Annotated in this window: 24 protein-coding genes; 11 read left to right on the top strand and 13 right to left on the bottom strand. The window is 70.2% G+C overall.

All coding sequences use genetic code 11. From position 1 onward, the window contains the following. Nucleotides 1–59 precede the first annotated feature (59 nt). From OHA21_RS40660 to OHA21_RS40650, 3 genes are all read left to right on the top strand, one after another. The gene (locus tag OHA21_RS40660) at nucleotides 60–3,047 is read left to right on the top strand and encodes a DEAD/DEAH box helicase (RefSeq protein WP_328464402.1); all 2,988 of its coding nucleotides are present in this window, start codon (nucleotides 60–62) and stop codon (nucleotides 3,045–3,047) included. After that, a complete protein-coding gene (locus OHA21_RS40655) occupies nucleotides 3,047–3,859 on the top strand; it encodes an SWIM zinc finger family protein (RefSeq protein WP_328464400.1) in 813 nt (270 codons plus the stop codon). Before OHA21_RS40660 ends, OHA21_RS40655 begins: the two co-directional genes overlap by 1 nt. Nucleotides 3,860–3,950: 91 nt before the next feature. After that, entirely contained in the window at nucleotides 3,951–4,907 is a 957-nt protein-coding gene (locus OHA21_RS40650; protein WP_328464398.1) for an aldo/keto reductase, read from the top strand. A 54-nt stretch (nucleotides 4,908–4,961) separates the two neighbouring features. Here the strand turns inward: OHA21_RS40650 and OHA21_RS40645 are convergent, their stop codons facing one another. The 4 genes from OHA21_RS40645 to OHA21_RS40630 are packed head-to-tail and all read right to left on the bottom strand — an operon-like array spanning nucleotide 4,962 to nucleotide 9,197. Continuing rightward, the gene (locus OHA21_RS40645; protein WP_328464396.1) at nucleotides 4,962–6,455 is read right to left on the bottom strand and encodes a hypothetical protein; all 1,494 of its coding nucleotides are present in this window, start codon (nucleotides 6,453–6,455) and stop codon (nucleotides 4,962–4,964) included. A gap of 60 nt (nucleotides 6,456–6,515) precedes the next feature. After that, entirely contained in the window at nucleotides 6,516–7,367 is an 852-nt protein-coding gene (locus OHA21_RS40640) for a menaquinone biosynthetic enzyme MqnA/MqnD family protein (protein ID WP_328464394.1), read from the bottom strand. Then, entirely contained in the window at nucleotides 7,364–8,584 is a 1,221-nt protein-coding gene (locus OHA21_RS40635; RefSeq protein WP_328464392.1) for an MFS transporter, read from the bottom strand. Before OHA21_RS40635 ends, OHA21_RS40640 begins: the two co-directional genes overlap by 4 nt. 43 nt (nucleotides 8,585–8,627) lie before the next feature. Further along, a complete protein-coding gene (locus tag OHA21_RS40630) occupies nucleotides 8,628–9,197 on the bottom strand; it encodes an ArsR/SmtB family transcription factor (protein ID WP_328464390.1) in 570 nt (189 codons plus the stop codon). Nucleotides 9,198–9,376: 179 nt separating this feature from the next. Between OHA21_RS40630 and OHA21_RS40625 the strand changes: the two genes are divergently transcribed. Together OHA21_RS40625 and OHA21_RS40620 are read left to right on the top strand one after the other, a co-directional pair. Then, nucleotides 9,377–11,383 carry a HelD family protein gene (locus tag OHA21_RS40625; protein WP_328464388.1) on the top strand — a complete coding sequence of 669 codons (2,007 nt, stop codon included), beginning with the start codon at nucleotides 9,377–9,379 and terminating at the stop codon, nucleotides 11,381–11,383. Further along, a complete protein-coding gene (locus tag OHA21_RS40620) occupies nucleotides 11,383–12,249 on the top strand; it encodes an LLM class flavin-dependent oxidoreductase (RefSeq protein ID WP_328464386.1) in 867 nt (288 codons plus the stop codon). Before OHA21_RS40625 ends, OHA21_RS40620 begins: the two co-directional genes overlap by 1 nt. A 46-nt stretch (nucleotides 12,250–12,295) precedes the next feature. Here the strand turns inward: OHA21_RS40620 and OHA21_RS40615 are convergent, their stop codons facing one another. Continuing rightward, the gene (locus OHA21_RS40615) at nucleotides 12,296–12,709 is read right to left on the bottom strand and encodes a GNAT family N-acetyltransferase (protein ID WP_328464384.1); all 414 of its coding nucleotides are present in this window, start codon (nucleotides 12,707–12,709) and stop codon (nucleotides 12,296–12,298) included. Nucleotides 12,710–12,829: 120 nt separating this feature from the next. Here OHA21_RS40615 and OHA21_RS40610 point away from each other — a divergent pair, with 120 nt between their 5' ends. The 5 genes from OHA21_RS40610 to OHA21_RS40590 are packed head-to-tail and all read left to right on the top strand — an operon-like array spanning nucleotide 12,830 to nucleotide 16,181. Next, nucleotides 12,830–13,450 carry a transporter gene (locus tag OHA21_RS40610; RefSeq protein ID WP_328464382.1) on the top strand — a complete coding sequence of 207 codons (621 nt, stop codon included), beginning with the start codon at nucleotides 12,830–12,832 and terminating at the stop codon, nucleotides 13,448–13,450. After that, nucleotides 13,447–13,761, top strand: a complete 315-nt coding sequence (locus OHA21_RS40605) for a winged helix-turn-helix domain-containing protein (RefSeq protein WP_328464380.1) — start codon at nucleotides 13,447–13,449, stop codon at nucleotides 13,759–13,761. Before OHA21_RS40610 ends, OHA21_RS40605 begins: the two co-directional genes overlap by 4 nt. After that, on the top strand, nucleotides 13,758–14,639 hold the full coding sequence (locus OHA21_RS40600; protein WP_328464378.1) for an ABC transporter ATP-binding protein: 882 nt from the start codon (nucleotides 13,758–13,760) through the stop codon (nucleotides 14,637–14,639). Before OHA21_RS40605 ends, OHA21_RS40600 begins: the two co-directional genes overlap by 4 nt. Next, entirely contained in the window at nucleotides 14,627–15,367 is a 741-nt protein-coding gene (locus OHA21_RS40595; RefSeq protein ID WP_328464376.1) for an ABC transporter permease, read from the top strand. Before OHA21_RS40600 ends, OHA21_RS40595 begins: the two co-directional genes overlap by 13 nt. Before the next feature lie 52 nt (nucleotides 15,368–15,419). Next, nucleotides 15,420–16,181: a VOC family protein gene (locus tag OHA21_RS40590; RefSeq protein ID WP_328464374.1), complete on the top strand. Its 762-nt coding sequence runs from the start codon at nucleotides 15,420–15,422 to the stop codon at nucleotides 16,179–16,181. A 43-nt stretch (nucleotides 16,182–16,224) separates the two neighbouring features. On the opposite strand, the gene fliQ is transcribed toward OHA21_RS40590, so the two are convergent. The 8 genes from fliQ to mqnE all read right to left on the bottom strand — a co-directional run bounded on the left by fliQ (nucleotide 16,225) and on the right by mqnE (nucleotide 21,920). Continuing rightward, nucleotides 16,225–16,494, bottom strand: coding sequence for a flagellar biosynthesis protein FliQ (gene fliQ / locus OHA21_RS40585; protein WP_328460133.1), 270 nt, complete (start codon nucleotides 16,492–16,494; stop codon nucleotides 16,225–16,227). Nucleotides 16,495–16,597: 103 nt separating this feature from the next. Continuing rightward, nucleotides 16,598–17,368 carry an ABC transporter ATP-binding protein gene (locus OHA21_RS40580; RefSeq protein ID WP_328464372.1) on the bottom strand — a complete coding sequence of 257 codons (771 nt, stop codon included), beginning with the start codon at nucleotides 17,366–17,368 and terminating at the stop codon, nucleotides 16,598–16,600. Continuing rightward, nucleotides 17,365–18,513, bottom strand: coding sequence for a FecCD family ABC transporter permease (locus tag OHA21_RS40575; protein WP_328464370.1), 1,149 nt, complete (start codon nucleotides 18,511–18,513; stop codon nucleotides 17,365–17,367). The genes OHA21_RS40580 and OHA21_RS40575 overlap by 4 nt, the downstream gene beginning before the upstream one ends. Continuing rightward, nucleotides 18,510–19,430 carry an ABC transporter substrate-binding protein gene (locus OHA21_RS40570; protein ID WP_328464368.1) on the bottom strand — a complete coding sequence of 307 codons (921 nt, stop codon included), beginning with the start codon at nucleotides 19,428–19,430 and terminating at the stop codon, nucleotides 18,510–18,512. Before OHA21_RS40570 ends, OHA21_RS40575 begins: the two co-directional genes overlap by 4 nt. 226 nt (nucleotides 19,431–19,656) lie before the next feature. Next, nucleotides 19,657–19,773 carry a S26 family signal peptidase gene (locus tag OHA21_RS52850; protein ID WP_442874983.1) on the bottom strand — a complete coding sequence of 39 codons (117 nt, stop codon included), beginning with the start codon at nucleotides 19,771–19,773 and terminating at the stop codon, nucleotides 19,657–19,659. A 208-nt stretch (nucleotides 19,774–19,981) separates the two neighbouring features. Further along, nucleotides 19,982–20,299, bottom strand: coding sequence for a DUF4229 domain-containing protein (locus tag OHA21_RS40565; RefSeq protein ID WP_328464366.1), 318 nt, complete (start codon nucleotides 20,297–20,299; stop codon nucleotides 19,982–19,984). Between the two features lie 12 nt (nucleotides 20,300–20,311). Then, nucleotides 20,312–20,740 carry a hypothetical protein gene (locus OHA21_RS40560; protein WP_328464364.1) on the bottom strand — a complete coding sequence of 143 codons (429 nt, stop codon included), beginning with the start codon at nucleotides 20,738–20,740 and terminating at the stop codon, nucleotides 20,312–20,314. Nucleotides 20,741–20,750: 10 nt separating this feature from the next. Further along, nucleotides 20,751–21,920 (bottom strand): aminofutalosine synthase MqnE, encoded by a 1,170-nt coding sequence (gene mqnE / locus OHA21_RS40555; RefSeq protein ID WP_328464362.1) that lies wholly within the window; start codon nucleotides 21,918–21,920, stop codon nucleotides 20,751–20,753. Nucleotides 21,921–22,129: 209 nt separating this feature from the next. Between mqnE and OHA21_RS40550 the strand changes: the two genes are divergently transcribed. Then, entirely contained in the window at nucleotides 22,130–23,821 is a 1,692-nt protein-coding gene (locus tag OHA21_RS40550; RefSeq protein ID WP_328464360.1) for a C40 family peptidase, read from the top strand. The last annotated feature ends 1,075 nt before the right edge of the window (nucleotides 23,822–24,896 follow it).

Raw genomic sequence — 24,896 nt, 5'->3', positions numbered from 1 at the left:
AGCGGCGCGGGTCACGGCGGTTGAGCGGCTAATCTCGACCTGTCGTTCAGGGGGTGGGTGTGCTCGTCATTCATGGCGGCTGGGTGCCCGGCACGGGTCGTCCGGGCCGGCTGGTGCTCTGGGCCGAGGATCCGGCACTGCCGCTGACCTCGGCCTCCCGGGCGAGATCCCGGCCACACCCCTTCGCCGTCCCGGCCGACGCGCTCGGTGCGGACTTCCCCGTCGGGACCGGCACCGTGACTCTCCCGAGCACCGCCCGCGGGCCTCTTCCGTCACCGGAGACGGGTGCCGAGGCCTCGACTCGTGGCGTCCGCCTCAGCGCCTGGACCGTTCCGCTGCTGTCGGTGCCGGCCGGCGAAGCCACCGCGGTGCTGAGCAGCCTGGCCGAGCCGGACGCGGACGCACCCTGGGTCGCCGGTTCGTCGCTGCGCTACCTGGCCCTGCTCGCCGGTTACGCCTGTGACCTGGCCCAGCGCGGCCGGATGCTGCCCCAGCTGGTCGTCGAGGACCGGGTGCCCACCGCACGCTGGCGACCGGTGCTCACCGGCGCGGACGCACCCACCTACCGCGACTTCGCCGCCGGGATGCCGCCGGTGGTCCGCGCGGTGGACGCGGTCGACGGGCACCCGGTCGGCCGCACGGTACGGGACGCGCTGGACTCGCTGCTCGACGGCGCGGCCCGCGCGGTGCTGCCGGAACGCCTGCTCGCCGGCCAACGACCCGGCCCCAAGGCGGCGCTGCCGGACCGCTGGCTCTCCGCCCTCACCGCCGACGACCCGGCACTGCCCGGCGCCCCGGCCGACGAGGTACGCGAGCTGCGTCAGGCCCTCGACGACTGGATGCGCGCGGCCAACGAGGCGAACGGCCCGATCCGGGTCAGCTTCCGGCTGATCGAGCCGGAGCCGGGCGAGGACGGCTGGGCCCTGGAGTTCGCGGTGCAGTCGGCCGAGGATCCGAGCCTCTACCTGACGGCCGCCGACCTCTGGGAGGGCGAGCGGTTCCCCGGCCTGCCGCGCCGGCCGGACGAGACGCTGCTGGCCGGGCTGGGCCGGGCGGTCCGCCTGTTCCCGCTGCTGCACGTCGCTCTGCTCGAGCAGCGACCGGCCGCGATGGAGTTGAGCACCGGGGAGGCGTACGAATTTCTCCGGCAGGTCGCCCCGCTGCTGCAGGCCGCCGGCTTCGGTGTGCAGCTGCCGGCCTGGGCCGGCCGCAAGGGGGTCGGGCTGAAACTCACCACACGCTCGAAATCCAAGAACCCGGCGTCGCGGGCGGTCGCCGACTCCGGTTTCGGCCTGCAGGAGCTGGTCGACTTCCGGCTGGACCTGGTGATCGGCGACGGCGTGGTGAGCGCCGAGGAACTGGCCGAGCTGGCCCGGCTCAAGGTGCCGCTGGTGCGGGTCCGCGGGCAGTGGGTGGAGCTGGACGACCGCCAGCTGAAGGCGGCGCTCAAGGCCGTGAGCCGGCGCCGGGAGGGTGAGCTGACCGCCGGCGAGGTGCTCCAGCAGGTGGTCGACGGCGGCGAGGAGGATCTGCCGCTGGTCGAGGTCGACGCCGACGGGTCGCTCGGGGACCTCCTCTCCGGTCAGGCAGCCGACCGGCTCACCCCGCTGCCGACGCCGGTGGGATTCCAGGGGCAGCTGCGGCCGTACCAGGAACGGGGTCTCTCCTGGCTGCACTTCCTCGGCCGGCTCGGGCTGGGCGGGATCCTCGCCGACGACATGGGTCTCGGCAAGACCGCGCAGACGCTCTCGCTGCTGTTGACCGAGCAGACCGGCAAGACGCTTCTGGTCTGCCCGATGTCGCTGGTCAGCAACTGGCAGAAGGAGGCCGCCCGGTTCGCGCCGGAGCTACGCGTCTATGTGCATCACGGCGGCACCCGGCAGCGCGGCGAGGAGTTCGACGCCGCGGTCGCCGGCGCCGACCTGGTGCTGACCACCTACGGCACTGCGCTGCGTGATCTTGAAACGTTACGCAGCGTCACCTGGGGCCGGCTCGTCTGCGACGAGGCCCAGGCGATCAAGAACAGCGGAACCCGGCAGTCCCAGGCGGTCCGGGCCATCCCGGCCCGCACCCGGCTGGCCCTGACCGGTACGCCGGTCGAGAACCACCTCGCCGAACTGTGGTCCATCATGGACTTCTGCAACCCCGGCCTGCTCGGCCCGGCGAAACGGTTCCGGCGCCGGTTTCAGGAGCCGATCGAGGTACGCCAGGACGCCGACGCCACCGCCGCGCTGAAACGGGCGACCGGCCCGTTCGTGCTCCGCCGCCTCAAGACCGACAAGAGCATCATCTCGGACCTCCCGGAGAAGAACGAGATGAAGGTGTGGTGCTCGCTCACCCCCGAGCAGGCCACCCTCTATCAGGCCGTGGTCGAGGACATGATGTCCGAGATCGAGAACAGCGAGGGCATCCAGCGCCGCGGCAACGTGCTGGCCGCCATGATGAAGTTGAAGCAGGCCTGTAACCACCCCGCCCACCTGCTCAAGGACGGTTCCCGGCTGCCCGGCCGGTCGGGCAAGCTGGCCCGCCTGGAGGAGCTGGCCGAGGAGATCATCGAGGACGGCGACAAGGCCCTGATCTTCACCCAGTACGCGGAGTGGGGCTCATTGCTGCAGCCCTACCTCGCCGCACATCTCGACCGTCCGGTGCTCTGGCTCCACGGTGGACTGAGCAAGGCGCGGCGCGACGAACTCGTCGAGCGGTTCCAGAACGACAACGAGCCGATGCTGTTCCTGCTCTCGCTGAAAGCGGCCGGCACCGGCCTCAACCTGACCGCCGCGAATCACGTCGTCCACTTTGACCGGTGGTGGAATCCGGCGGTCGAGGATCAGGCCACCGACCGGGCGTTCCGCATCGGACAGTCGCGCAACGTGCAGGTGCGTAAGTTCATTTGCACCGGCACGCTGGAGGAGAAGATCGACCAGATGATCGAGCGGAAGAAGGCGCTGGCCTCCTCGGTCGTCGGCACCGGTGAGCAGTGGATCACCGATCTCAGCACCGATCAACTGCGTGAGCTCTTCGCGCTCGACCCGGCGGCGGTGAGCTGATGGCTTTCTTCGACTCGTCCGGTCCGATCAAAGTGGACGGCGGGCTCGCCGTCCGGTCGAAACGCGGCAAGATCGGCGAGCAGTGGTGGTCGCGCCGTTTCGTCGACGTGCTGGAGGAGGTGTGCGATCCGGGCCGCCTGGCGCGTGGCCGCAACTATGCCCGCAAGGGCCAGGTGATGGACTTCGTGCTGACTCCGGGGCAGGTCAAAGCCCGCGTGCAGGGTTCCCGGCCGACTCCGTACAGCGTCACCATCACGATCGCGGCGTACGACGAGGCACAGTGGACGGAGATCACCTCGCAGCTCGGTTCGCGGGCGATCTACCGGGCCGCGCTGCTGGCCGGTGACATGCCGCACGAGATCGTCGAGCTGTTCACCGAGCTCGGGTCACCGCTGTTCCCGTCCGATTTGGACATCCACTGCTCCTGCCCGGACTGGGGAGTGCCCTGCAAGCACGGCTCCGCGGCGCTGTACGTGCTGGCCGAGGCCTTCGACGACGACCCGTTCCTGGTCCTCGCCTGGCGTGGCCGGGCGCGGGAGGTGCTGCTCGACGCGCTACGCGGCACACCCGAGCCGGACGAGGCGGTGATCGACCCGCTGGCGGTGGAGGACGAGCCGCTGGACTCCCGGCTCGACGACTTCTACGCCCCCGCGATCAGCCTGGGCCGGCTGCGGGAGCGGGGTCCGCGCAACGCGACGCCGCCGGAGTTGCTGCTGCGGGCGCTCGACCCGCCGCCGGTGAAGATCCGGCACATCCCGCTGGTGGATGTGCTGCGTTCGACGTACCGCGACCTGGGGCCGCGCCCCTCGTGAACCGATCGTGGGCGAGTACACGACGGACGCGGCGGCCTGTGACATTACATCGCGTGTTAATTGATGACAACCAATGTTGTGGAGTCGAACGATGAGCGAAATGAGCTACCGCCGCCTGGGCGATTCGGGCCTCGTGGTGTCCGTGGTCGGCATCGGCTGCAACAACTTCGGCCGCAAGCTCGACGCCGAGGGCACCCGTGAGGTCGTGGACGCCGCCATCGACGCCGGCATCACCCTTTTCGACACGGCCGACATCTACGGCACCCCGCACGGCACGTCGGAACAGCTCCTCGGCGCGGCGCTCAAGGGCCGCCGCGACGAGGTGGTGCTGGCCAGCAAGTTCGGCATGAACATGGAGGGCCTCAACGGCCGCGACTTCGGCGCCCGCGGGGCACGGCGTTACATCGTCCGGGCGGTCGAGGCGTCCCTGCGCCGCCTCGAGACCGATCACATCGACCTCTACCAGATGCACGAACCGGACCCGGCGACGCCGATCGACGAGACGCTGGCCGCGCTGGACGATCTGGTCCGCTCCGGCAAGGTGCGCTACCTCGGCAACTCGAACTTCTCCGGCTGGCAGATCGCCGACGCCGACTGGACGGCCCGCACCAGCGGTCTGACCCGGTTCATCAGCGCGCAGAACCGGTACAGCCTGCTGCACCGGGAGGTCGAGACCGAGGTGGTTCCGGCGTGCGAGCAGTTCGGGCTCGGGCTGCTGCCGTTCTTCCCGCTCGACTCCGGCCTGCTCACCGGCAAGTACCGGCGCGGCGAGCAGCCGTCCGCCGGCACCCGGCTCAGCCAGGACCGCTACCGGCCCTGGCTGGACGATGCTGACTGGGACACCATCGAGGCGCTCACCGCGTACGGGCGGGAGCGCGGGCACAGCCTGCTCGACGTGGCGATCGCCGGGCTGGCGGCGCGTCCCGCGGTGACCAGCGTCATCGCCGGTGCGACCACCGCCGAGCAGGTCCAGGCGAACGCCGCCGCCGGTTCGTGGGAGCTCAGCGCTGCCGACGTGGCCGCCCTGGACGCGGTGCTGGACAGCTGAGAACAGCCGGGGCCAGGTGCGCTGTCGCGCACCTGACCCCGATTCCGCGATGGGTTACTCGACGACCGTGACGATCCGGCGACGACGAGCCATCCGGTACGCGAGGAAGCCCGCGATCAGCAGTGCCGCGCCACCCCCGGCGACCAGTCCAGCCGGCGCCCCGGTGATCGGCAGGCCACCGCCCGAGCCGCCGCCGGTCAGCTCGACGTCGAGCGCGGCCTTGTCGTTGCCGCTCTTCGAGTCCTGCACACCGCCGTCGACGGTCACCCGGCCGCTGTCGTGCTCGCCCTCGGTGATCTCGACCGTGAAGCTGAAGAGGCTGGTCCTGCCCTTGCCCAGACCCTGGAAGTCCAGGCAGATGAAGTCCCGCCCGCCCTCGGCGAAGGAGACGTCGTCCGGCGAGGTTCCCGCCAGGCACCGCTCGTCGAGGTCGGTCAGCTCGACGCCGCGCGGCAGGCGCACGTGGACGTACGGAATCTCGTCCGCCATGGGCGGCACGGTCGCGGTCGGCCCGAGGTTGCGGACACCCACCTTGACCGTGCTGGTGTCGCCGATCGCGCCGCGGAACGTCCCGCCGACGGCCGCGCTGTCCGCGGACGTCTTCGGCACCGAGACCGAGAAGTCGGTGATGTTGTCGTCCGGGTTGAGGTCCTCGACCGCCTCCGGCTCCTCCTCGGCGGACGCCTTGGCCAGCGTCTCGAGCTTGAGCTCGGCGCCCTTCGTGCCCTTGGTGAGCGTGGCGAACTCCGCGACGTACTTGTCGGTGAGCCCGACCGCAGCGACGAAGACCGGGTAGTCGAACGGGCCACCGGTGTCCTTGGGCACGCTGACCCGCAGCGGCGTCTTCTCCGGCAGGGTGAAGGTGCCACCCCCGGCGAGCGGCTCATCGAAGACGCAGAGGAGTCCACCGAACTCGGCGTCGGTCACGCAGTTGCGGTAGTTCAGGTCCGCCCGGATCCCACCGAAGACCGGGATCACCATGACGCCGAGATGCTCGACCGGCTCGTTGCCCGTGTTGGCGATGACGACCGGCACGTCCGCGGACCCACCGAGACCCAGCTTCAGGTCCTTGATGTCGCCCATCTCCAGGTCGGCGCCACCCTTGTCGGTCCGCACCACGGTGATCGACACGGCATCGCTCTCCACCCCGTCGACCGTGGTGGACAGGTTCAGAACCTTCGCGGGCGCCGCGCCCGACGGCTTCAGCGTGAACTTGATCGTGCGCTGCTCACCCGGCTTGAAGTCGCCGAGCGCACAGACCGTTCCGGTGCATCCGGCGGGAGCGGTCAATCCCATATCGGGGGCAACTGTGCCGAAATCGAGGACGACATTCTTCGCCGCCCCGCCGCCGATGTTGAAAAGGTCGAACTTGACAGTTTTCGACTGCCCGTTGATAACCGTCACCGTTTCCGGGCTCAGAATGCCGACCAGCGGCACGTCGAACTCGGGAATCTCCTCGGCCTGTGCAGGGGTGGCCAGGCCGGCGAAGGCGAGGCTACCTGCGACAGCAGGCACGGCGAGACGGCGGAACAAAGCGCGCAGACGCATGGGCACCGACTTCGGGATGCGGGAAAGTCCGAGGATCGTAAGGCCCGCTCCCGGCGAAGATCAAACGTCGGCGAAAAGCAGCCCGGCATCGGGCAGGGAGGGCACTTCACCCCGATCCGCCGCACGCCGGGCGAATTCCCTTACTCCGGCGATCTGTCGCTCGCCCAGCGAGAAATCGAGCGCCCGGAAGTAGTTGGCGAGGGTGGCGGCGTCGAACGGCTCCCACCGGGCGGCCGCCTCGGCCACCTCGTCGAGCTCGCCGAGGCAGAGATCGCGGGACCGCTGGAACGCCTCGTGCACGTCCTTGACGAGACCGGGGTGCGCGGCGGCGAAGTCCTTGCGGACCGCCCACACCGCGAAGACCATCGGCAGGCCGGTCCACTCCCGCCAGGCCTCGGCCAGGTCGATCACCTGCAGGCCCATGGCGGGTGCCTCGTACATCGCCCGCAGCGCCGGGTCGCCGATGAGCACGCCGGCGTCGGCCTCCATCAGCATCTGGGACAGGTCGGGTGGGCAGCGGAAATAGTGCGGCTCCGCGCCGTACCTCTCGGAAAGCAGCATCTGCGCGAGCATCACGCCGGTCCGCGAGGTGGAACCGAGCGCGACCGGCCGCCCGTCGAGCTCGGCCGCAGGCCGGGTCGAGACCAGATTGACCGACAGCACCGGCCCGTCGCTGCCGACCGCCAAGTCGGGCAGCAGAAGCAGCTCATCGGCATGCCGCAGATACTCGACCAGGGTGATCGGCCCGATGTCCAGATCACCGGCGACGAGCGCGGCGCTCAGCCGCTCCGGGGTGTCCTTGTGCAGGTCGACGTCGAGGAGAGCGCCCGAGCGCATCAGACCCCAGTAGATCGGGAGGCAGTTGAGGAACTGGATGTGCCCGACCCGGGGCCGACGGACGCTGTCGCTCATCCTGCGACGTTATCCGGGATCTCCGCCGGGCGACCCGCCGAGAGGGCCGCGGGTGGCTCACGTCGCACCAGGGGCACGCAGGCCAGGGCCGCCAGCAGGCCCAGCAGGCCGGCGCCCGCGACCAGGACCCGGGGCTCGAACTGCTCGGCGAGCGGGCCCGCCAGGATCAGGCCGGCCAGACCCGCGCCCTGCACCGCGGCGCCGTAGATCGAGAAGGCCCGGCCGTGCGCCTCGGCCGCCACCCGGTTCGCGATCATCACGGTGGTGCAGACGTTGAGGGCGCCGTTGGCGAAGCCGCCGACGATCCACAGCGGGATCAGCCACCCGGCCGCCGGCACCGTGGCCGCCGCCAGCACCGCCGCGCAGGAGAGGGCGAGCAGCACCAGCACCGTGCGCACCGTGATCAGGCGGCGCGGGAACCGCCCGAAGCCGAGCCCGCCGATCAGCATCCCGCCGGCCCAGGACGCCATCACGAAGCCGTAGACCGTGGTGGAGGCGCCGAGCGTCTCGCGGATGAAGAAGACCTCGAACACGTTGATCGCGCTCACCCCGGCCACCACCGCCGCGACCGCGCCGGTCATCACCAGCAGCTGCCGGTGGGCGCGCATCCGGAACGTCACCTCGACGGCCGGCGCCCCGGCGACTCTGCCGCGCCGGGTGCGGATCAGCAGGCCGACCGCCACCAGGGCGAGGTAGCTGGCCGCGTCGAGTAGGAGTGGCACCCGCGGCCCGGTCTGCCCGACCAGGATGCCGGCCAGCGCCGGGGCGACCAGCATGCCGAACAGCCCGGCGGTCTGCACGATCCCGCTCGCCCGGGCCAGGTCGTCGCTGTGCACCATGCCGGGCAGCAGCGCGGACAGCGTCGGCTGGGTGACGGCCAGGCCGCAGGAGAGCAGCGCGACCAGGGCCACGATCAGCACCGGCTGGGTGACGAAGGCGAGCGCCAGGCACACCACGGCCTGGGCAAGACCCACGACCACCAGCAGCGTACGACTGTCCGCACGGTCCACCAGCCGCCCGGCGGGTGCGGCAAGCAGCGTGATCGGCAGGCTGGCCGCGACGAGCAGTCCGGACACCGCGAACCCGCCGTGACCGGCCTGCTGCAGGACGAGGGCGAGTGTGGTGGCCGCCAGCAGGTCGCCGCAGACCGAGATCGCCCGTCCCGCCGCGGCCAGGTGGACATCCGCCCAGCGTGATTCCGCAGATGTGAAGGACATACTTCGAAAGTATTCCTTCACATCTGCTGAGGCAACCCTCGAGCTATGCCTTCGGGAACGCGGCGTACTGCACGACCACCTCGCGCGCCCCCTCCGGCGCCGACCGCTGTCGCTCCCGCGTCCGATAGGGCGCCATCAGCGCACGGACCTGTTGGGTCAACTCGGTCAACTCCTCGGCCGTGATCAGCAGATGCTGGCCCATCAGCGCGGCCGCGTCCCGCCACTGCTTCGACTCCCCGCTCTGCCGGTCCGCCCACTCCCGGAGCCGGTTGAAGTCCCGGGCCAGGTACAGCTCGATCAGCGCCCGCTCGGCAGCCATCGCCTCCGGCTGCTCGACGTCGCCCTCGATCCACAGGCTGGTGCTGGTGCTGCGCCACAGCCGCTCCCGCCCGTCGCCCCGGCCGGGTGCCTGCTCGACCAGGCCGTACTTGGCCAGTTCCCGCAGGTGATAGCTGGTCGCGCTCGGCGACAGCCCGACCAGCCCGGCGCACTCGGTCGCGGTGACCGCCGCACCGGAAGCGCTCAGATGCTCGACGATCTCGATCCGGGCCGGGTGCGCCAGCGCCCGCATCGTCCGGGCATCGGAGACCCGCCCCTGCGACAGCTCAGTCATCCCCCCATTCTGACCAGCGCGGAAATTCGGTGGACAGCACCGGCCGAAGGCGTAGCGTGGAGGGCCGCTTGACGGCCGTGGTGAGCATGCACCGCAGCGGGCGTCCCCGCGCCGAGGGGCGGCCGACCCGCCCGCATCGGATACGCGAGCAGCAGCCTGATCAGCCCTAGGGATGACCTGTGCCCGCTTCTGACCTGGACACCGAACTCACTGCCGAACGTACCCATCTCACTGAGTCCCGGGCCGCGCTGCGCCGGATGCGCGACCGCGCCGAGTCGCTCTTCGCGACCGGCGACAAGGTGGCCGGGGACGCCTACACCGCCGAACAACTGGGCCGGCACATGGCCCGCCGGGTCAAGGAGCTGGCCGACGACCCGGACACCCCGCTCTTCTTCGGGCGCCTCGACATCGAGGACAGCGCGTACCACGTGGGCCGTCGGCACGTCACCGACGACCTGGGCGAGCCGATGGTGCTGGACTGGCGGGCACCGCTCTCCCGCAGCTTCTACCGGGCCAGCGTGCGCGATCCGCAGGGCGTCTCCACCCGCCGCCGGTTCGGCTTCGTCAAGGGCGACCTGACCAGCTTCGAGGACGAGCACCTGGATCGCGGCGAGGAGCTGGGGACGAAGAGCCGCATCCTGTACGCCGAGATCGAGCGGCCGCGCGTCGGGCCGATGCGCGACATCGTCGCCACCATCCAGCCGGAGCAGGACGAGCTGGTCCGGGCCGAGCTGGGCGACTCGATCTGTGTGCAGGGCGCGCCGGGCACCGGGAAGACCGCGGTCGGCCTGCACCGCGCCGCCTACCTGCTCTACCTGCACCGCGAGCGCCTACGCCGGTCCGGGGTGCTGATCGTCGGGCCGAACACCGCGTTCCTCTCGTACATCTCCGCGGTCCTGCCGACCCTCGGCGAGGTCGAGGTGCAGCAGTCCACCCTGGACGAACTGATCGGCCGGGCGCCGGTCAAGGCCGTCGACTCGGCGGCGGCAACGGCGGTCAAACATGACGTACGCATGGCGGAGGTGCTCCGTAAGGCGCTGTGGGGCCGCCTGCGGAAACCCACCGAGCCGATCATGGTGTCCGACGGGTCGTACCGGTGGCGGATCGATGCCGAACCACTGCGCCGGCTCGTCGACGAGGCCCGCCGCGAGGGCCTGCCGTACGCGGTCGGCCGGGAGCGGGTGCTGGCCCGGGTGGTGGGCCTGCTGCAGCGCCAGTCGGAGTACCGGACCGGCAACTCGCCCAGCGAGCCCTGGCTGCGCAAGATGCGCAAGGTCGCCCCGGTGACCGAGTTCCTGGAGCAGACCTGGCCGGCCGTCACCCCGGAGGCGCTGGTCGCCGGTGTGCTCACCGATCCATCGGTGGCCGACGGCATCCTCACCGCCGACGAGCAGGAGGCGATCCGCTGGGCGAAACCGCCGAAGACGGTGAAGTCGGCCCGGTTCACCACGGCCGACCTGCTGCTGCTCGACGAGGCCGCCGGACTGCTGGAGCGGGAGACCAGTTTCGGTCACGTCGTCGTCGACGAGGCGCAGGACCTGTCGCCCATGCAGGCGCGTGCGCTGGCCCGGCGCAGCGAGCACGGGTCGATCACGCTGCTCGGCGACCTGGCGCAGGGCACCGCCCCGTGGGCCACCACGGACTGGCGGGACATCCTCGGTCATCTGGGCAAGCCGGACGCGCCGGTAGTGCCCTTGACCGTGGGTTTTCGCGTACCGGAAGCGGTCGTGACCCTGGCAAACCGCCTGCTGCCGGCGCTCGGGGTGAATGTGCCGGAGGCGGTCTCGCTGCGCCGCGACGGCGATCTCGCCGTCATCGCGGTGCCCGAGCCGGACGACCTCGATGCCCGGACGATGGCCGAGGTGACCGCCGCGCTCGCGCACGAGGGTTCGGTCGCGGTGATCGCGGCGGATGCCGCGGTCGAGCGGCTCCGCGCCCACCTCGACGCGGCCGGGATCGAGCACGCGACGCCCGACGACGTCGATGCCGAAGCGCGCGTCACGGTGGTTCCCGCCACGGTCGTCAAAGGCCTGGAGTACGACCACGTGATCGTCCACGAGCCGGCCGACATCGTGGCCGCCGAACCGAAGGGCCTGAACCGCCTCTACGTGGTCCTCACCCGGGCCGTCACCAGGCTTTCCGTGCTGCACGCCAAATCGCTGCCTGAACCGCTTAAGATCGCTTGATGCCCCGTATCGGAGTGATGTTCGACCGCGACATTCCCCCTGAAGAGCTCCCCGGTTTCGCCCGCGCGCTGGACGAGGCCGGCGCGGACGACCTGTGGGTGGTGGAGGACCTCGGCTGGACCGGCGGTGTCAGCGCCGCGGCGATCGCCCTGGCCGCCACCTCCCGGTTGCGGGTCGGCATCGGCATCGCGCCCGCGCCGCTGCGCAGCCCCGCCCTGTACGCCATGGAGATCGCCAACCTGGCCCGGGTGTTCCCCGGCCGGGTGGTGGCCGGTCTCGGTCACGGCGTGCCGGACTGGATGCGCCAGGTCGGTGTCGCACCGAAGTCGCCGCTCGCCATGCTCGAGGAGACTGTGACCGCGGTCCGCCAGTTGCTGCGTGGCGAGACCGTCACGGTCGACGGCCGCGAGGTGCACCTGGACGGGATCAGCCTGGTGCACCCGCCCTCGGTGGTCCCGCCGGTGGTGACCGGTGTGGTGCGCCCGCGTTCCCTGGAGCTCTCCGGTCGCGCGGCCGACGGCACGATCCTGGTCGAGGGCCTGAGCCCGGCGCAGATCACCGAGTCGATCGGTCACATCCGCCGGGGCGGCGCCGGGGAGGATCACGAGGTGATCGGGTTCGCCTTCCTGCACATCGACGATGACGCCGAGCGTGCGGCGCGGACTGCCCGCGAGGCCCTGGTCACACAGGCCGGCTTCCTGGGCGTCACCCCGGAGGAGGTGTTCGCGCTGGTCGGGTCGGCGTCGGATGTCCCGGCCAAGGTGCGGACCCTGACCGAGACCGGGGTGAGCACCGTGGTGCTGCGCCCGTTCGGACCGGACCCGCTGGGCCAGGTGCGGGCCGCGCTCGCCGCGCTGGGTCGCTGAGCAACACGGTTATCCACAGCCCGGGCGTTCGGGCTGTGGATAACCGCTACAGCGCTTTCACCCAGCGAGACCACTCCGCCTGCTGCCGGTAGCCCTGAGCTGCCCAGATGCCATGGGCCAGGGTGTTGTCGTCGAGGACCATGGCGTCGGAACGCGTACCCCCGAAGTTTTGGAATCGGCCCTCGGCCGCGGCAATCAGCCGGCCGCCGATGCCTTCCCGGCGCCGCCATGGAGCGACCGCGAGCCGGTAGAGGTGGCAGCGCCAGCCGTCCCATCCGGCGATCACTGTTCCGACGATCTCGTCGCCGTCCACCGCCAGGATCAACGCTTCCGGATCGCGCCGGTGCAGGGCCTCGATCGCAGCCGGAGTGTCCACCGGCCGGCTGTCGTTCTCTGCCGCCACCTGCCAGAACTCCAGAACCGCGGGCAGCTCGCCCACCGTCGCCGCACGCAAGATCACCCCAAGAGCGTAGTTCGGCTGGCTAACCGGGCTGTTCCCGGGCTCGTGGCACAGCCCGGTTAACCAGCCGTCGAGGTTTATGGCACAAAGTTCTTTGACTTTGCGCTGTAAAGTTGCGCCATGGACGAACCCTCTATTGAGGACCCCGCCGAGGCACTGCGCCTGATCCAGCGTGAGCAGGCCAACCTCGAGCGCGAGCTGACACCGGATCCGCGATGGATGTTCTGGCCGTGGGGTGTCGCCTGGCTGGTCGGATCCGGCCTGTTCTTCCTGCGCTACGGTCCGGGCGGCCGCGTCCTCGTCGACATGCCCGACTGGGTGCCGATGGTGGCCCTCATCGCCTCGATCGTGATCGCCGGGACGATCACCGGCGTGGTCGGCATGCGGTCCGGCCGGCAGATCTCCGGTCCCGGCAGCCGACAGGGCGCGATGTACGGTTTCGCCTGGTCAGCCGGATCCACCGGGCTGGCCATCGTCATCGCCCGGGTCAGCGACGCCCTCCCGGAGCACCTGGTGGGCCTGCTCTGGGGCGGCGGCATGGTCACCCTGGTCGGCACGCTCTACATGGCCGGCGGCGCGATCTGGAACGACCGGAACATGTTCGTTCTCGGCGCCTGGATCAACGGCGTCAACATCGTCGGTGTCCTGATCGGACCCGGGTGGCACGCGCTCATCGTCGCAGTCGCCGGTGGTGGCGGGCTGCTGGTCGCCGGCCTCGTCGGCTGGTTGCGGCTGCGATGAGCGACGAGACGCTGCCCGACCTCGACCCGGTCATCCACGCGCAGGCCCGGCTCCGGGTGGTCTCCGCCCTCTCCCAGCTGGGCGAGTGTGACTCGATCGCCTTCCCGCGACTGCAGGAGATCCTCCGGATGACCGCCGGCAACCTCTCAGTCCACCTGCGCAAACTCGAGGACGCCGGCTATGTCGAGGTCACCAAGACCCACCGCGGCCGCACACCGGCCACCCTGGTCCGCCTGACCCGGCGCGGCCGTCTGGCCTTCGAGGAGTACGTCACCGCACTACGCAGCCTGTTACCCGGGGAGGAGAAATGATCCAGGCACGAGCCGACAACGTCAGTCGGCGCTACGGCAACACCCTCGCTCTGGACGGCGTCGACCTCGAGGTGCGGGCCGGCGAGCTGGTCGGTCTGCTCGGGCCGAACGGCGCGGGCAAGAGCACCCTGGTCAACCTGTTCATCGGCATTCGCCGGCCGACGTCCGGCCGGGTCGAGCTCTGCGGCGGCGACCCGCGCGATCCGGCGAGCCGGCGCACGCTGGGTGTCACCCCGCAGGAGACCGGGCTGCCCGCCTCGCTTCGCGTCGGCGAGGTCGTTGATTTCGTACGCGCGCACTACCCCGACCCGCTCGACAAGGGCGAGTTGCTCGACCGGTTCGGCCTGTCCGACCTGGTCCGCCGACAGACCGGCGGCCTCTCCGGCGGACAGCGTCGCCGTCTCGCCGTGGCCCTGGCCTTCGTCGGCCGGCCCAGCATCGTCTTCCTCGACGAGCCGACCACCGGCCTGGACGTCGAGGCGCGCCGCTCGCTCTGGGACGGCATCCGGGAGTTCCACCGCGAGGGTGGCACCGTCGTGCTGACCAGCCACTACCTGGAGGAGATCGAGGCGCTGGCCCGCCGCGTCGTGGTGCTGGCGGGTGGGCGGGTGCTCGCCGACGACAGCGTGACGGCGGTTCGCGAGCTGGTCGGGATACGCCGGGTCAGCCTGACGTCAGCCGTACCGTTGCCGGATCTGGACGGTCTGGTGAGTGTGGAGCGTGCGGCGGACCGCCTGCATCTCCTCACCGCAGACGCGGATCGCCTGGTCCGCGCTCTGGTCGCGCACGACGTGCCGTTCCGCGACCTGGAGGTACGCCCCACCTCGCTGGAGGAGGCGTTCCTGACGCTGACCCGGGAGCCGTCATGTCCTCGCTGACCCTGACCCACGCCAAGTTCCAGGTCATCGAGGTGTTCCGGATCCCGATCGCGGTGGTCGGCAACGCGGTCTGGCCGGCTCTGGCGATGCTCGCGTTCGTGGTCCCGTTCGCCGGCGACTCACCGGTCGCCGCGACCTACGCGACGGCGTCGATGGTGACGTTCACGGTGATGAGCACCAACCTCTTCCAGTACGGCATCGGTGTCGCCGAGGACCGGGCCCAGCCGTGGGACCCGTTCGTGCGTACGCTGCCGGCCGGCGCCGCCCCCCGATTCGCCGGACGGATGCTGGCCGGCCTGGTGATGATGGCCGTGGCCCTGACCCCGGTCCTTCTGATCGCCACGCTGCTGACCGCGGCGACGCTGTCGGCGACCGAGTTCCTCGCCACCGTCGCGGTGACCGTCGGGATCACGCTGCCGTTCATCCTGATGGGCCTCGCGATCGGCTACTCGCTGCCGCAGAAGGCCGCGATCGTGGTGGCTCAGCTGCTGTTCCTGCCGCTGGCGTTCGGCGGCGGGTTGATGGCGCCACCCGGCGGAGCACCCGGTTTCGTCGAGGACATCGCGCCGTATCTGCCGACCGGTGGCGCGGCCCGGCTGATGTGGGCGGCGGTCGGGGACTACCCGCTGGAGGTGTGGCCGACGGTGACGCTCGTCGGGTGGACGGGGCTGTTCGCGGTCCTCGCCGTGTGGGCGTACCGGCGAGACGAAGGTCGCAGATTCGGCTAGAACAACGACAGTTCTATCCGGTAACAGGCATGGGAATGCAACGATGCGACCCATGACCGCTCCATCGCCCGGCGTGCCGAACTGGGTGGATCTGGCCACCGCCGACCTCGAGGACGCGATCCGTTTCTACACGACGCTGTTCGGCTGGACCGCGGAGGTGTCCGGCGACGACTTCGGTGGCTACACGACGTTCCTGCTCAACGGGCTGCCGGTGGCCGGGGCCGGGCCGCTGTTCGGGGAGGGCCAGCCGACCGCCTGGAGTACGTACATCGCCGCCGAGGACGCCGATGTCGTCGCCGCCCGGGTCGAGGCCGCGGCCGGAAAAGTGCTGGTGCCGCCGTTCGACGTGATGGATCAGGGGCGGATGGCCGCGTTCCTGGACCCGGCGGGTGCGCCCTTCAGCGTCTGGGAGGCCGGGATGATGCGCGGCGCCGAGGTCTTCGACCTGCCCGGTGCGCTCACCTGGGCCGAGCTGAACACCCGCGACCTGGAAGGGGCGAAAGCGTTCTACGGCGCCGTTTTCGACTGGTCGTTCCGGGACACCCGGATGGGCGAGTTGCCGTACGTGATCTGCGAACGCAACCACGCGCAGGTCGCCGGCATGCAGCTGATGATCGGCAGCGCCTGGCCGGACGATCTGCTGCCGCACTGGCTGGTGTATTTCGCGGTCGGTGACTGCGACATCGCGGCCGATCATGCGTACGGGCTGGGCGCCCGGATCATCTACCCACCCGTGACGATCGACGTCGGGCGCTACGCGGTGCTCGAGGATCCGCAGGGCGCGATGTTCGCGATCCTCGCCGCCACCAGGTAAACGAAAAGGCCGCCCGATGGGCGGCCTCTTTCTCGTTGCTCCCTCAGCCCAGCAGGGCCGGCAGCTTCTCGAACAACTGCTCCGTGTACGTCATCATCTCCCGCAGCATCCAGTTGCCGCAGAGCAGCAGCGCCGCACCGATCGCCACCGCCTTCGGCACGAACGAGAGCGTCGCCTCCTGGATCTGGGTCACCGACTGGAACAGCGAGATCGCGAATCCGACCGCCAGGGCGGTCAGCAGCACCGGCGCCGACATCTTCGCCGCAACGCTCATGGCCTGCAGTCCGAGCTCCACCACCATCGTGTCCGTCATGCCCATCAGTTCGGGCCGTTCCGGGGCCCCCGGAGTGCAGACCGGTCGCCGCTCGGTTGCGGTTCGGTTCGCGGCCCGCTTTTCCTCAAGTACGGACCTTTCCTTAAATACGGACTGCCACCACCAACGGGCCATGATCTCCCTCGATCACGCGCACCTTGACCCGGTAGTGCTCAGCCAGGTTCGCCTCGGTCAGCACCTCGGTCGGCGTGCCCGCGGCGACCACCCGGCCGCCCGCCAGCAACACCATCCGGTCGGCGTACTCGCCCGCCGTCGACAGGTCGTGCATGGTGGCGAGCACGGTCAGGCCCCGCTCCGCCCGCAGCCGGTCGACCAGCTCCAGCACCTCCTGCTGGTGCCCGATGTCCAGCGCGCTGGTCGGTTCGTCCAGCAGCAGGATGCCCGCGCCCTGTGCGAGCGCACGGGCCAGGAAGACCCGCTGCCGCTCACCGCCGGACAGGGTGTCCAGACGGCGGCCGGCGAACGCGGCCAGGTCCAGCGCGTCCAGGACCTCGTCGACCACGTCCAGGTCGGCGGCCGACTCGCGGCCCAGCGGCGGGATGTACGGCGTACGCCCCAACAGCACATAGTCGAAGACCCGCATAGCCGGCGGCACCACCGGCGACTGCATGACGGTGGCGATGGCCTTGGCCCGCTCCCGCCGGTGCAGCTGGTCGACCGCGGTGCCGTGCAGGCACACCGTCCCCTCGAACGGCAGCAGACCACCGATCGCCCGCAGCGCCGTCGACTTCCCCGCGCCGTTCGGGCCGATGACGGTCACCCACTCACCCTCGGCGACGTCCAGATCGACGCCGTCGACGATGAGGGTGCCGTCCAGCCGTACCGTGAGTTTCTCGACCGCGATGGCTGTCATGTCGGCACCGCCCGGCTGGTCCGCATCACCAGGACGAAGAACGGCGCGCCGAGGAACGCCGTGACCACCCCGATCGGAATCTCGGCATCCCCGCCGACGGTCCGCGCCAACAGGTCGGTCAGCACCAGGAACGCCGCCCCGAACAGCAGCGACAACGGCAGCAGCGACCGGTAGCTCGGCCCGCTGAGCAGCCGGATCGTGTGCGGCACGATGATCCCGACGAACCCGATCAGCCCGGAGACCGAGACCGCAGCCGCGGTGCCCAGCGACGCCGCGATGATCAACAGATACCGGCTGCGCTGCGGGTGCAGACCGAGACTCATCGCCTCAGCGTCACCGACGGTCAGGACATCCAGCTCGCGCCGCCGGGTCAGCACGATCACGGCAGTGACCAGGGCATACGGCAGGATCACCAGGACGTCGTGCCAGCCTGCCGTGGCGAGCCGGCCGAGCAGCCAGGAGTACACCTCACGCAGCGACTCGACGTTCCGCTGCAGCAGGTAGGTCTGCCCGGCGGCCAGGAACGCCGACACCGCGACGCCGGCCAGGATCAGCGCGGCCGGGCCCCGCTCGCGGCCACCGGCCGAACCGAGCAGCCAGGTCAGGATCACCGCGCCGATCGCACCGGCGAAGGCCGCTAACGGTACGCCGACCGGGAGCTCGGCCGTCGTACCAGCGCGCAGCACGATCACCGTGGTGACCCCGAGGCCGGCGCCGGCCGCCACACCGAGCAGGTGCGGGTCGGCCAGCGGGTTGCGGAACGCGCCCTGATACGCGGCGCCGGCCAGCGCCAGCATCGCCCCGACCAGCAGGCCCAGGACCACCCGGGGCAGCCGGAGCTGGAGCAGGATGGCGGTTTCCCGCTCGGTCAGGCCGCTGTTCAGGCGTACGCCCGGCAGCAGATCGAGAATCGCCAGCGCGACGCTTCCGGGCGGCAGCGAGACCGTGCCGAAGGCCAGCCCGGCGATCACTGCGACCAGCACCGCCAGCACGCCGGCGATCAGCCATGCCGGGCGCAGCCCGGCCGGCCTCGAGCTCACTCCCCTCGCCGCGGCGCTGCGGCTCTCCGCCGCGCTGGGGCTCTCGGCCGCGCTGCGGCTCTCCGCCGCGTAGCGGTTCTCCGCCGCGCTGCGGCGGAGGATCATGCGGGGATTCCGCTCACCGCATCGGCGACGGCCTGCACAAGATCAACGGTACGGGGACCCCAGCGCGACGCGATGTCGTCATCGAGCGGGTAGATCTGCCCCTTCTGCACCGCGGTCACGGCCGCCCAGCCGTTGCGGGCCTTGACCGTCTCGGCGGACTGCTGGCAGCACTTGGCATCGGCCAGGAACACGGTGTCCGGGTTCGCCTTGACCAGCGCCTCCTGCGCCATCTGCGGATATCCGCCGAGCTTGCCGTCCGGGTCCGCGGAGTCCGCCACGTTCGTCATGCCGAACAGCGTGAACACCGAACCGATGAAGGTCTTCGAGGTAGCCGTGTAGAGCTCCGGGCCCAGCTCGTAGAAGTAGCTGAGCGGCTTGCTCCGGGCCGGCACCGACTTGACGATCCCGTCGATCTTCGCGGCCATCTCGGTGCTGACCTTCTCCGCCTCGGCCGCGTGGCCGGTCAGCGTGCCGATCTCGCGGATCTCCCGGTAGGTGTCCTCGAGCGTGACCGCGGCCGGCGTCAGATAGACCGGAATCTCGAGTTTCCCGAGCTGGGCGACGATGTTGTCGGTGTCGTTGGAGAGCAGCACCAGGTCCGGGTCCTTGGCGGCGATCGCCTCCGCGTTCGGCTTGAAGCCGGAGAGGTCGGTCTTCGGTGCCTCGGCCGGATAGTTCGACTGGTCGTCGACCGCGGTCACCTGCGGCCCGGCGCCGACGGCGAAGAGCATCTCGGTGGCGGTCGGGCTGAGCGAGACGATCTTCTCCGGCCGGGCATCGAGGGTCACGGTTCCGACCGTGACCGGGTACGCGGCGGACGCGCTGGACGAACCGGCGGCCGGCTCCTTGCTGTCCCCGCCACAGCCGGCGGTCAGCAGAGCGATAGCCGCCACCGCGGCGGCGAGCAGACGTTTCACGATTCCTCCTGTCGGCAGGGCATGTGGTGCTTCGCCGACAGGGGCCACTCTCGGCCGCCGCCCGCGAGGCGCCCCTCCCCGAGAGCGCTACTTCGCGACCGACGCCCAGGCGACCTGGCTAGACCTCACGAACGGAGGGATCACAGTTGCGGGACAGCTCCGGTTTCTCACCGGCTTCGCTGCGGCGCGGTCTGAGGAAACGCTAACCCACCGCCGTTTCTCCGGCTCAGCCGAGTAGCACGATTCGCCCTTCCACCTCGTTCATCCCGAACGTGCCCCAATGCCGCGAATCCTGCGCCGCATCCCGATTGTCACCCAGCACGTAGATCTCCCCGGCCGCCACCGTGACCAGCTCACCTCTGGACGTTGGCCAACAGAGCCAGACAAGGCCGCTCCGCTTCTGGGCGCTGACCGACAGAGCCGGACGCGGCCACCCAACCCCCGGGCCACCGACCCACAGAGCCGGACGCGACCACCCAACTTCTGAGCCTTACAACAAGGCCAGGCGCGGCTGTTCAGCTTCCAGCCGCTCGTGGCGCTAGGCGCGGCCCTCAGGCCTTGGCTTTGCCTGGCGCCGCGTCTTCGGCGTCGGCCGCGGTCACCCGGTCGCCGGCGGCTGCTGCGGTCTCGTCGCCGGCGAGGGCCGAGCGCAACCGCTCCTTCTCGGCCGACCGCTTGGAAGCGATCGAACCGAGCTGCTCGGCCATCTCATCGCGCCACTTGCGCAGCAGCAGGAACGAGAGGGCGGCCGACGCCACGAACGCGACCATCAGCTTGACCAGCGGGTTGAGCGGCACTGGCAGAAGCGCTGTGAAGGAGGCCGCGAACAGGCCGAGCCGGCCGAGTGTGTACTTGACGGCGGGACTCATGATTTCTCTCCCTCAGCCGGCCCGATGGCTGAGCCACCGCAGACCGTAGAACCAGACCAGGCAATACACGACCGTACCGGTAGCCGCTCCGACTCCGCCGCTGACCAGGGCCGGTACGAAACCGGCGATGAGCCCGGCGGCAGTCATGCCCGCTGCGACGCCGAAGCCTGCGCCCAGGCCGGCCACCAGGATGCGGTGGGCCCCGAAGCCCTCGGCCCGGAACTCCTCGGTGAAGAGCCAGACCGGCAGGATCAGTGCCAGCCAGCCATTGGTGTCGCCGAACGTGCTGATCCCGGTCAGCGACAGCACCGCTTCGAAGATCAGAAGAACGGCGAGACCGGCAGCGAGACCGGCGAACGCGGAGCCCAGCAGGTCGCCGATGGTCGCCAGACGCCCGCCGGCATCCCGGCGAAGACCGCGCACACTCCTCTGCTGAGTCATCGCGGTGCTCCTAGGCCCAGACCCGTTGCGGCTCGCTGCGCCGCTCGGCCAGCGTGGGCGGCTGCTCATACTCCCGGACGACCTGGTAGCGGGTGTTGCGCTCGACCGGCTGGAAACCGGCGTCCCAGATCAGGTGGAGCAGGTCGTCGCGGTGCATGGTGTGCGGCGTCCCGTACGAATCGGCGTCGTGGGTGATCTTGTATTCCACCACCGAGCCGTCCAGGTCGTCGGCACCGAAGTTCAGCGAGAGCTGGGCGACCGACAGCCCGTGCATCACCCAGAAGCACTTGACGTGCGGAACGTTGTCGAAGAGCAGGCGCGAGACCGCGAAAGTCTTCAGCGACTCGGCCGGCGCGGCCATCGTCGTACGCTCCTGGATTCGGTTGCGAACCTTGCCGTCCGCCGAGTCGTGGAAGTCGTGCTGATAGCGCAACGGGATGAACACCGCGAACCCGCCGGTCTCGTCCTGCAGCTCGCGCAGGCGCAGCACGTGGTCGACCCGGTGCCGCGGCTCCTCGATGTGCCCATACAGCATCGTGGCGGGCGTACGCATACCCTTCTCGTGCGCCAGCCGATGGATCCGCGACCAGTCCTCCCAGTGGCAGTTGTGGTCGACGATGTGCTGCCGGACCTCCCAGTCGAAGATCTCCGCACCGCCGCCGGTGAGCGACTCGAGGCCGGCCTCCATCAACTCGTCCAGGATCTGGCTCGCCGGAAGGCCACTGATCTTCTCGAACCACTGCACCTCGGTCGCGGTGAAGCACTTGAGCGCGACGTTGGGCAGAGCGGCCTTCAGCTCGCGCAGCACCGTGGGGTAATAACGCCAGGGCAGCGCCGGGTGCAGGCCGTTGACGATGTGCAGCTCGGTGAGCTGCTCGTCCTCCATCTCCTTGGCCTTGCGGACGGCCTCGTCGACGCGCATCGTGTACGCGTCCTTCTCCCCCGGCTTACGCTGGAACGAGCAGTACGCACAACTGGCCGAGCAGACGTTGGTCAGATTGAGGTGCCGGTTGACGTTGAACATCACCCGATCACCGTTCAGCTCGGTGCGCTTGTGGTGGGCCAGCCGGCCGAGCCAGGCAAGATCGTCCGACGCGTAGAGCGCGATGCCGTCCTCGCGGGTCAGCCGCTCACCGGCGTAGACCTTGGCCTCGAGCTCGCGCCTCAGTCCGGCATCCATGTACGCCCCTTTCCGTCACCTCGCCGTCGAGAGTACGTCCAGGGTCTGACAACGGACACGCGACGGGCTCGGCGTTGCCCGCGGCACCGGTAAGTCGAGAAATTCTCAGCGTGCTTTCACCTTCATTCGATCGACATCGGTACTCCGCGTGAGGTATGAACCTTAAGGAACGACAAGCGACGGTCCGGACCGACGCGGACGGGGAGCTCATGTCCAAGGCATTGCGGTACGGGTCACCGACCCCCTCGCGCCTGGCACGAACCTGGCTACGTCCCCTCACGATCTCGACCGCCACCGCGGTGGCACTCGCGGCGCTGCTCCAGCCCATTCCGGCGATGGCCGATCCGGTCGGCGCACCCGTTGCCGCGACCCCCTCGGTGCCCGATGCGGGAGCCCGCCCGGTGCAGACCGGGGCGCTGATCCTGCCCGGCACACCGGTCCGCCCGACCACGACCACCCCGACGCTGCTCGCCCCCGGTGCCAGCGCGAGCCCGATCGTCCAGCAGGTGGAGAAGGGCCGGGCCGAGATCGCCGCGCTCGGCGACCAGCTGATCCGGATCGGTCAGGAGCGCGATCTGGCCCAGAGCCAGTCGACCACCGCGAGCCAGAAGATCACCCAGGCCGAGGAGGCGATCCGGCTGGCCAAGGTGGATGTCGCCACCGCCGCGGACGCCGCTGTGCGACAGGCCGCCGCCCTCCCGCCCGGTGCGCTCGACGCTGACTCCGGACTGCTCGATCTCGACGCGCTCGCCCGCCTGCAGCGCGGTGACGTGCCGCCCGACGAGAGCGCCGCCCGCCGGCTCAAGGCGGCCGAGAGCAACCTCCAGGCCGCGCGGACCGAGCAGACCACCGCCAGCGGGCGATACACCGCGCTGGCCGCCCAGTGGACGCAGCTCAACACCCGGATCACGCAGAAGCAGGCCGCGCAGGCCAAGCTCGAGCAGAAGAACGCGGCCGAGCTGAGCGCGGCCGAGACCAGCGAGAACGCGGCCGACCAGCAGCTCGGCGCGGAGTATCTGGCCGGCGCGGCCGATGGCCGCAGCGCCGACCCGAAGGCCATCCAGGCACTCCAGTTCGCGCTCGCGCAGCGCGGCGATCCCTACGTCTGGTCAGAGGAAGGCCCTGATCAGTACGACTGTTCGGGCTTGATGTACGCGGCTTACCGCTCGGTCGGGTTCCCCCTGGTCCGCGTCTCCCGCGATCAGTACTACCAGACTCGCAACAAGGTGGTGGACCGCTACTCGCTGCTCCCCGGCGACCTGCTGTTCTTCAGCTCCTCCAACAGCTGGACGGGCATTCACCACGTCGCGATGTACGCGGGCAACGGCATGATGGTCGAGGCGCCGCGGACGGGGTTGAACGTTCGACTCGTACCGGTCCGCTGGAGCCGGCTCTTTCAGTCCACCCGGGTGTTCGGCTCGGTGGAGGGCGAGGGCGAGACCCCGGATCTCGGCACCCCCGATCCCGAGGAGCCGGGCACCAACCCGAACCCGAACCCGACGAGTCCCACCCCGCGGCCGACGACTCCGACGCCCAGCAAGAGTTCGACGCCGACCAGGCCGACGACCTCGCCGACCACGTCCACCTCGCCGACCACCCCGACCAGTCCGTCGTCGCCGCCGCCGACTTCGCCGAGCCCGAGCGCCAGTTCGAGTTCGCCGCCGCCCAAGCCTTCGGAGAGCGCGTCGCCGGCGGCTCCGAGCACGACTCCAGCCCCTCAGGAGACGTCGGAGAAGCCGACCACGAGCCCGTCGGCGGCTGAGACCTCCAAGTCCCCGAGCGGCACCACCTCTTCGGCGAACGCCGCGGAGTCGTCGGTGGCTTCGACCGCAGGGTCGAAATCCCCGTCGGGATCCGCGTCGAAATCAGCCTCCCCGTCCGCTTCGTCCGACGAGAAGTAGGCCGACATTTAGTCCGGATATCGTGTAGTACGGCACCCGGGAAAATCATCCGAAACGGCCACATGCCCCTCAGGCATCGGTAGGGGTCCGGGTGAGTCCGATGCCGGGTGTGTTCACACCGGCTGATGTGGCACGGTTAAGGTCAGCGCCCGGCGTCCGAACCGTCGGCAGCGGTGGTCGGGAGGACCCAGATGGACGAGCAGCAGGCGACCCGGGACGGCGACACCGGTGCGCCGCCCGCCGCGCGCCCGCCCGCCACCGACAGCGACGGCTACACCCCACCGCCACCACCGGCCCCGGGCGCGCTGTGGGCCGCCCCGGCCAAGCCCACCAACGGCTCGACCTCAACCGCTGCCGCCCCGGAAAGCAGCTCCCCGTCCGACTCCGCGAGTATGCCGGCGTCCGGCAAAGCGGAAGAGGGAACCGGCACCCCTCCGAACGGCAAAGCGCAGGTGTCCGCCGCGGCTCCCACCGCAGGCGAGGCCGCAGCCCCCACACCAGGCGAAACCTCGACCGAGAGCAAGGCCACGCAGCCGGCCGAAACGTCGGCCACCGGCGAAAAAGCGAGCGCGGCTGCACGGCCGAGTGAGAGCTCGGTTGCAGGCGAAGAACCGGGCAAGACCACGCAGCCAGGCGAAACCTCCGCCGCAGGTAAGGCCGCAAGCAAAGAACCGAGCAAGACCACGCAGCCAGGCGAAACGTCCGCCGCAGGTAAGGCCGCAAGCAAAGAACTGAGCAAGACCACGCAGCCAGGCGAAACGTCTGCCGCAGATAAGGCCGCAAGCAAAGAACCGAGCAAGACCACGCAGCCAGGCGAAACGTCCGCCGCAGATAAGGCCGCAAGCAAAGAACCGAGCAAGACCTCGCAGCCAGGCGAAACGTCCGCCGCAGATAAGGCCGCAAGCAAAGAACCGAGCAAGACCTCGCAGCCAGGCGAAACGTCTGCCGCGCGTGGAGCTGCAGGCAAGGCCAGGCAGCCGGGTGAGACATCGGTCGCCGGTAAGGCTGCGGTGCCGGGCAGCTTCTCGGGGGCGGCGGCCGGGGTGAAGGGGTTTGCCGGTTCGGCGCGGCCTAT

The organism is Actinoplanes sp. NBC_00393 (assembly GCF_036053395.1).
GTDB lineage: Bacteria > Actinomycetota > Actinomycetes > Mycobacteriales > Micromonosporaceae > Actinoplanes.
This window is presented reverse-complemented; position numbering and strand designations above follow the sequence as displayed.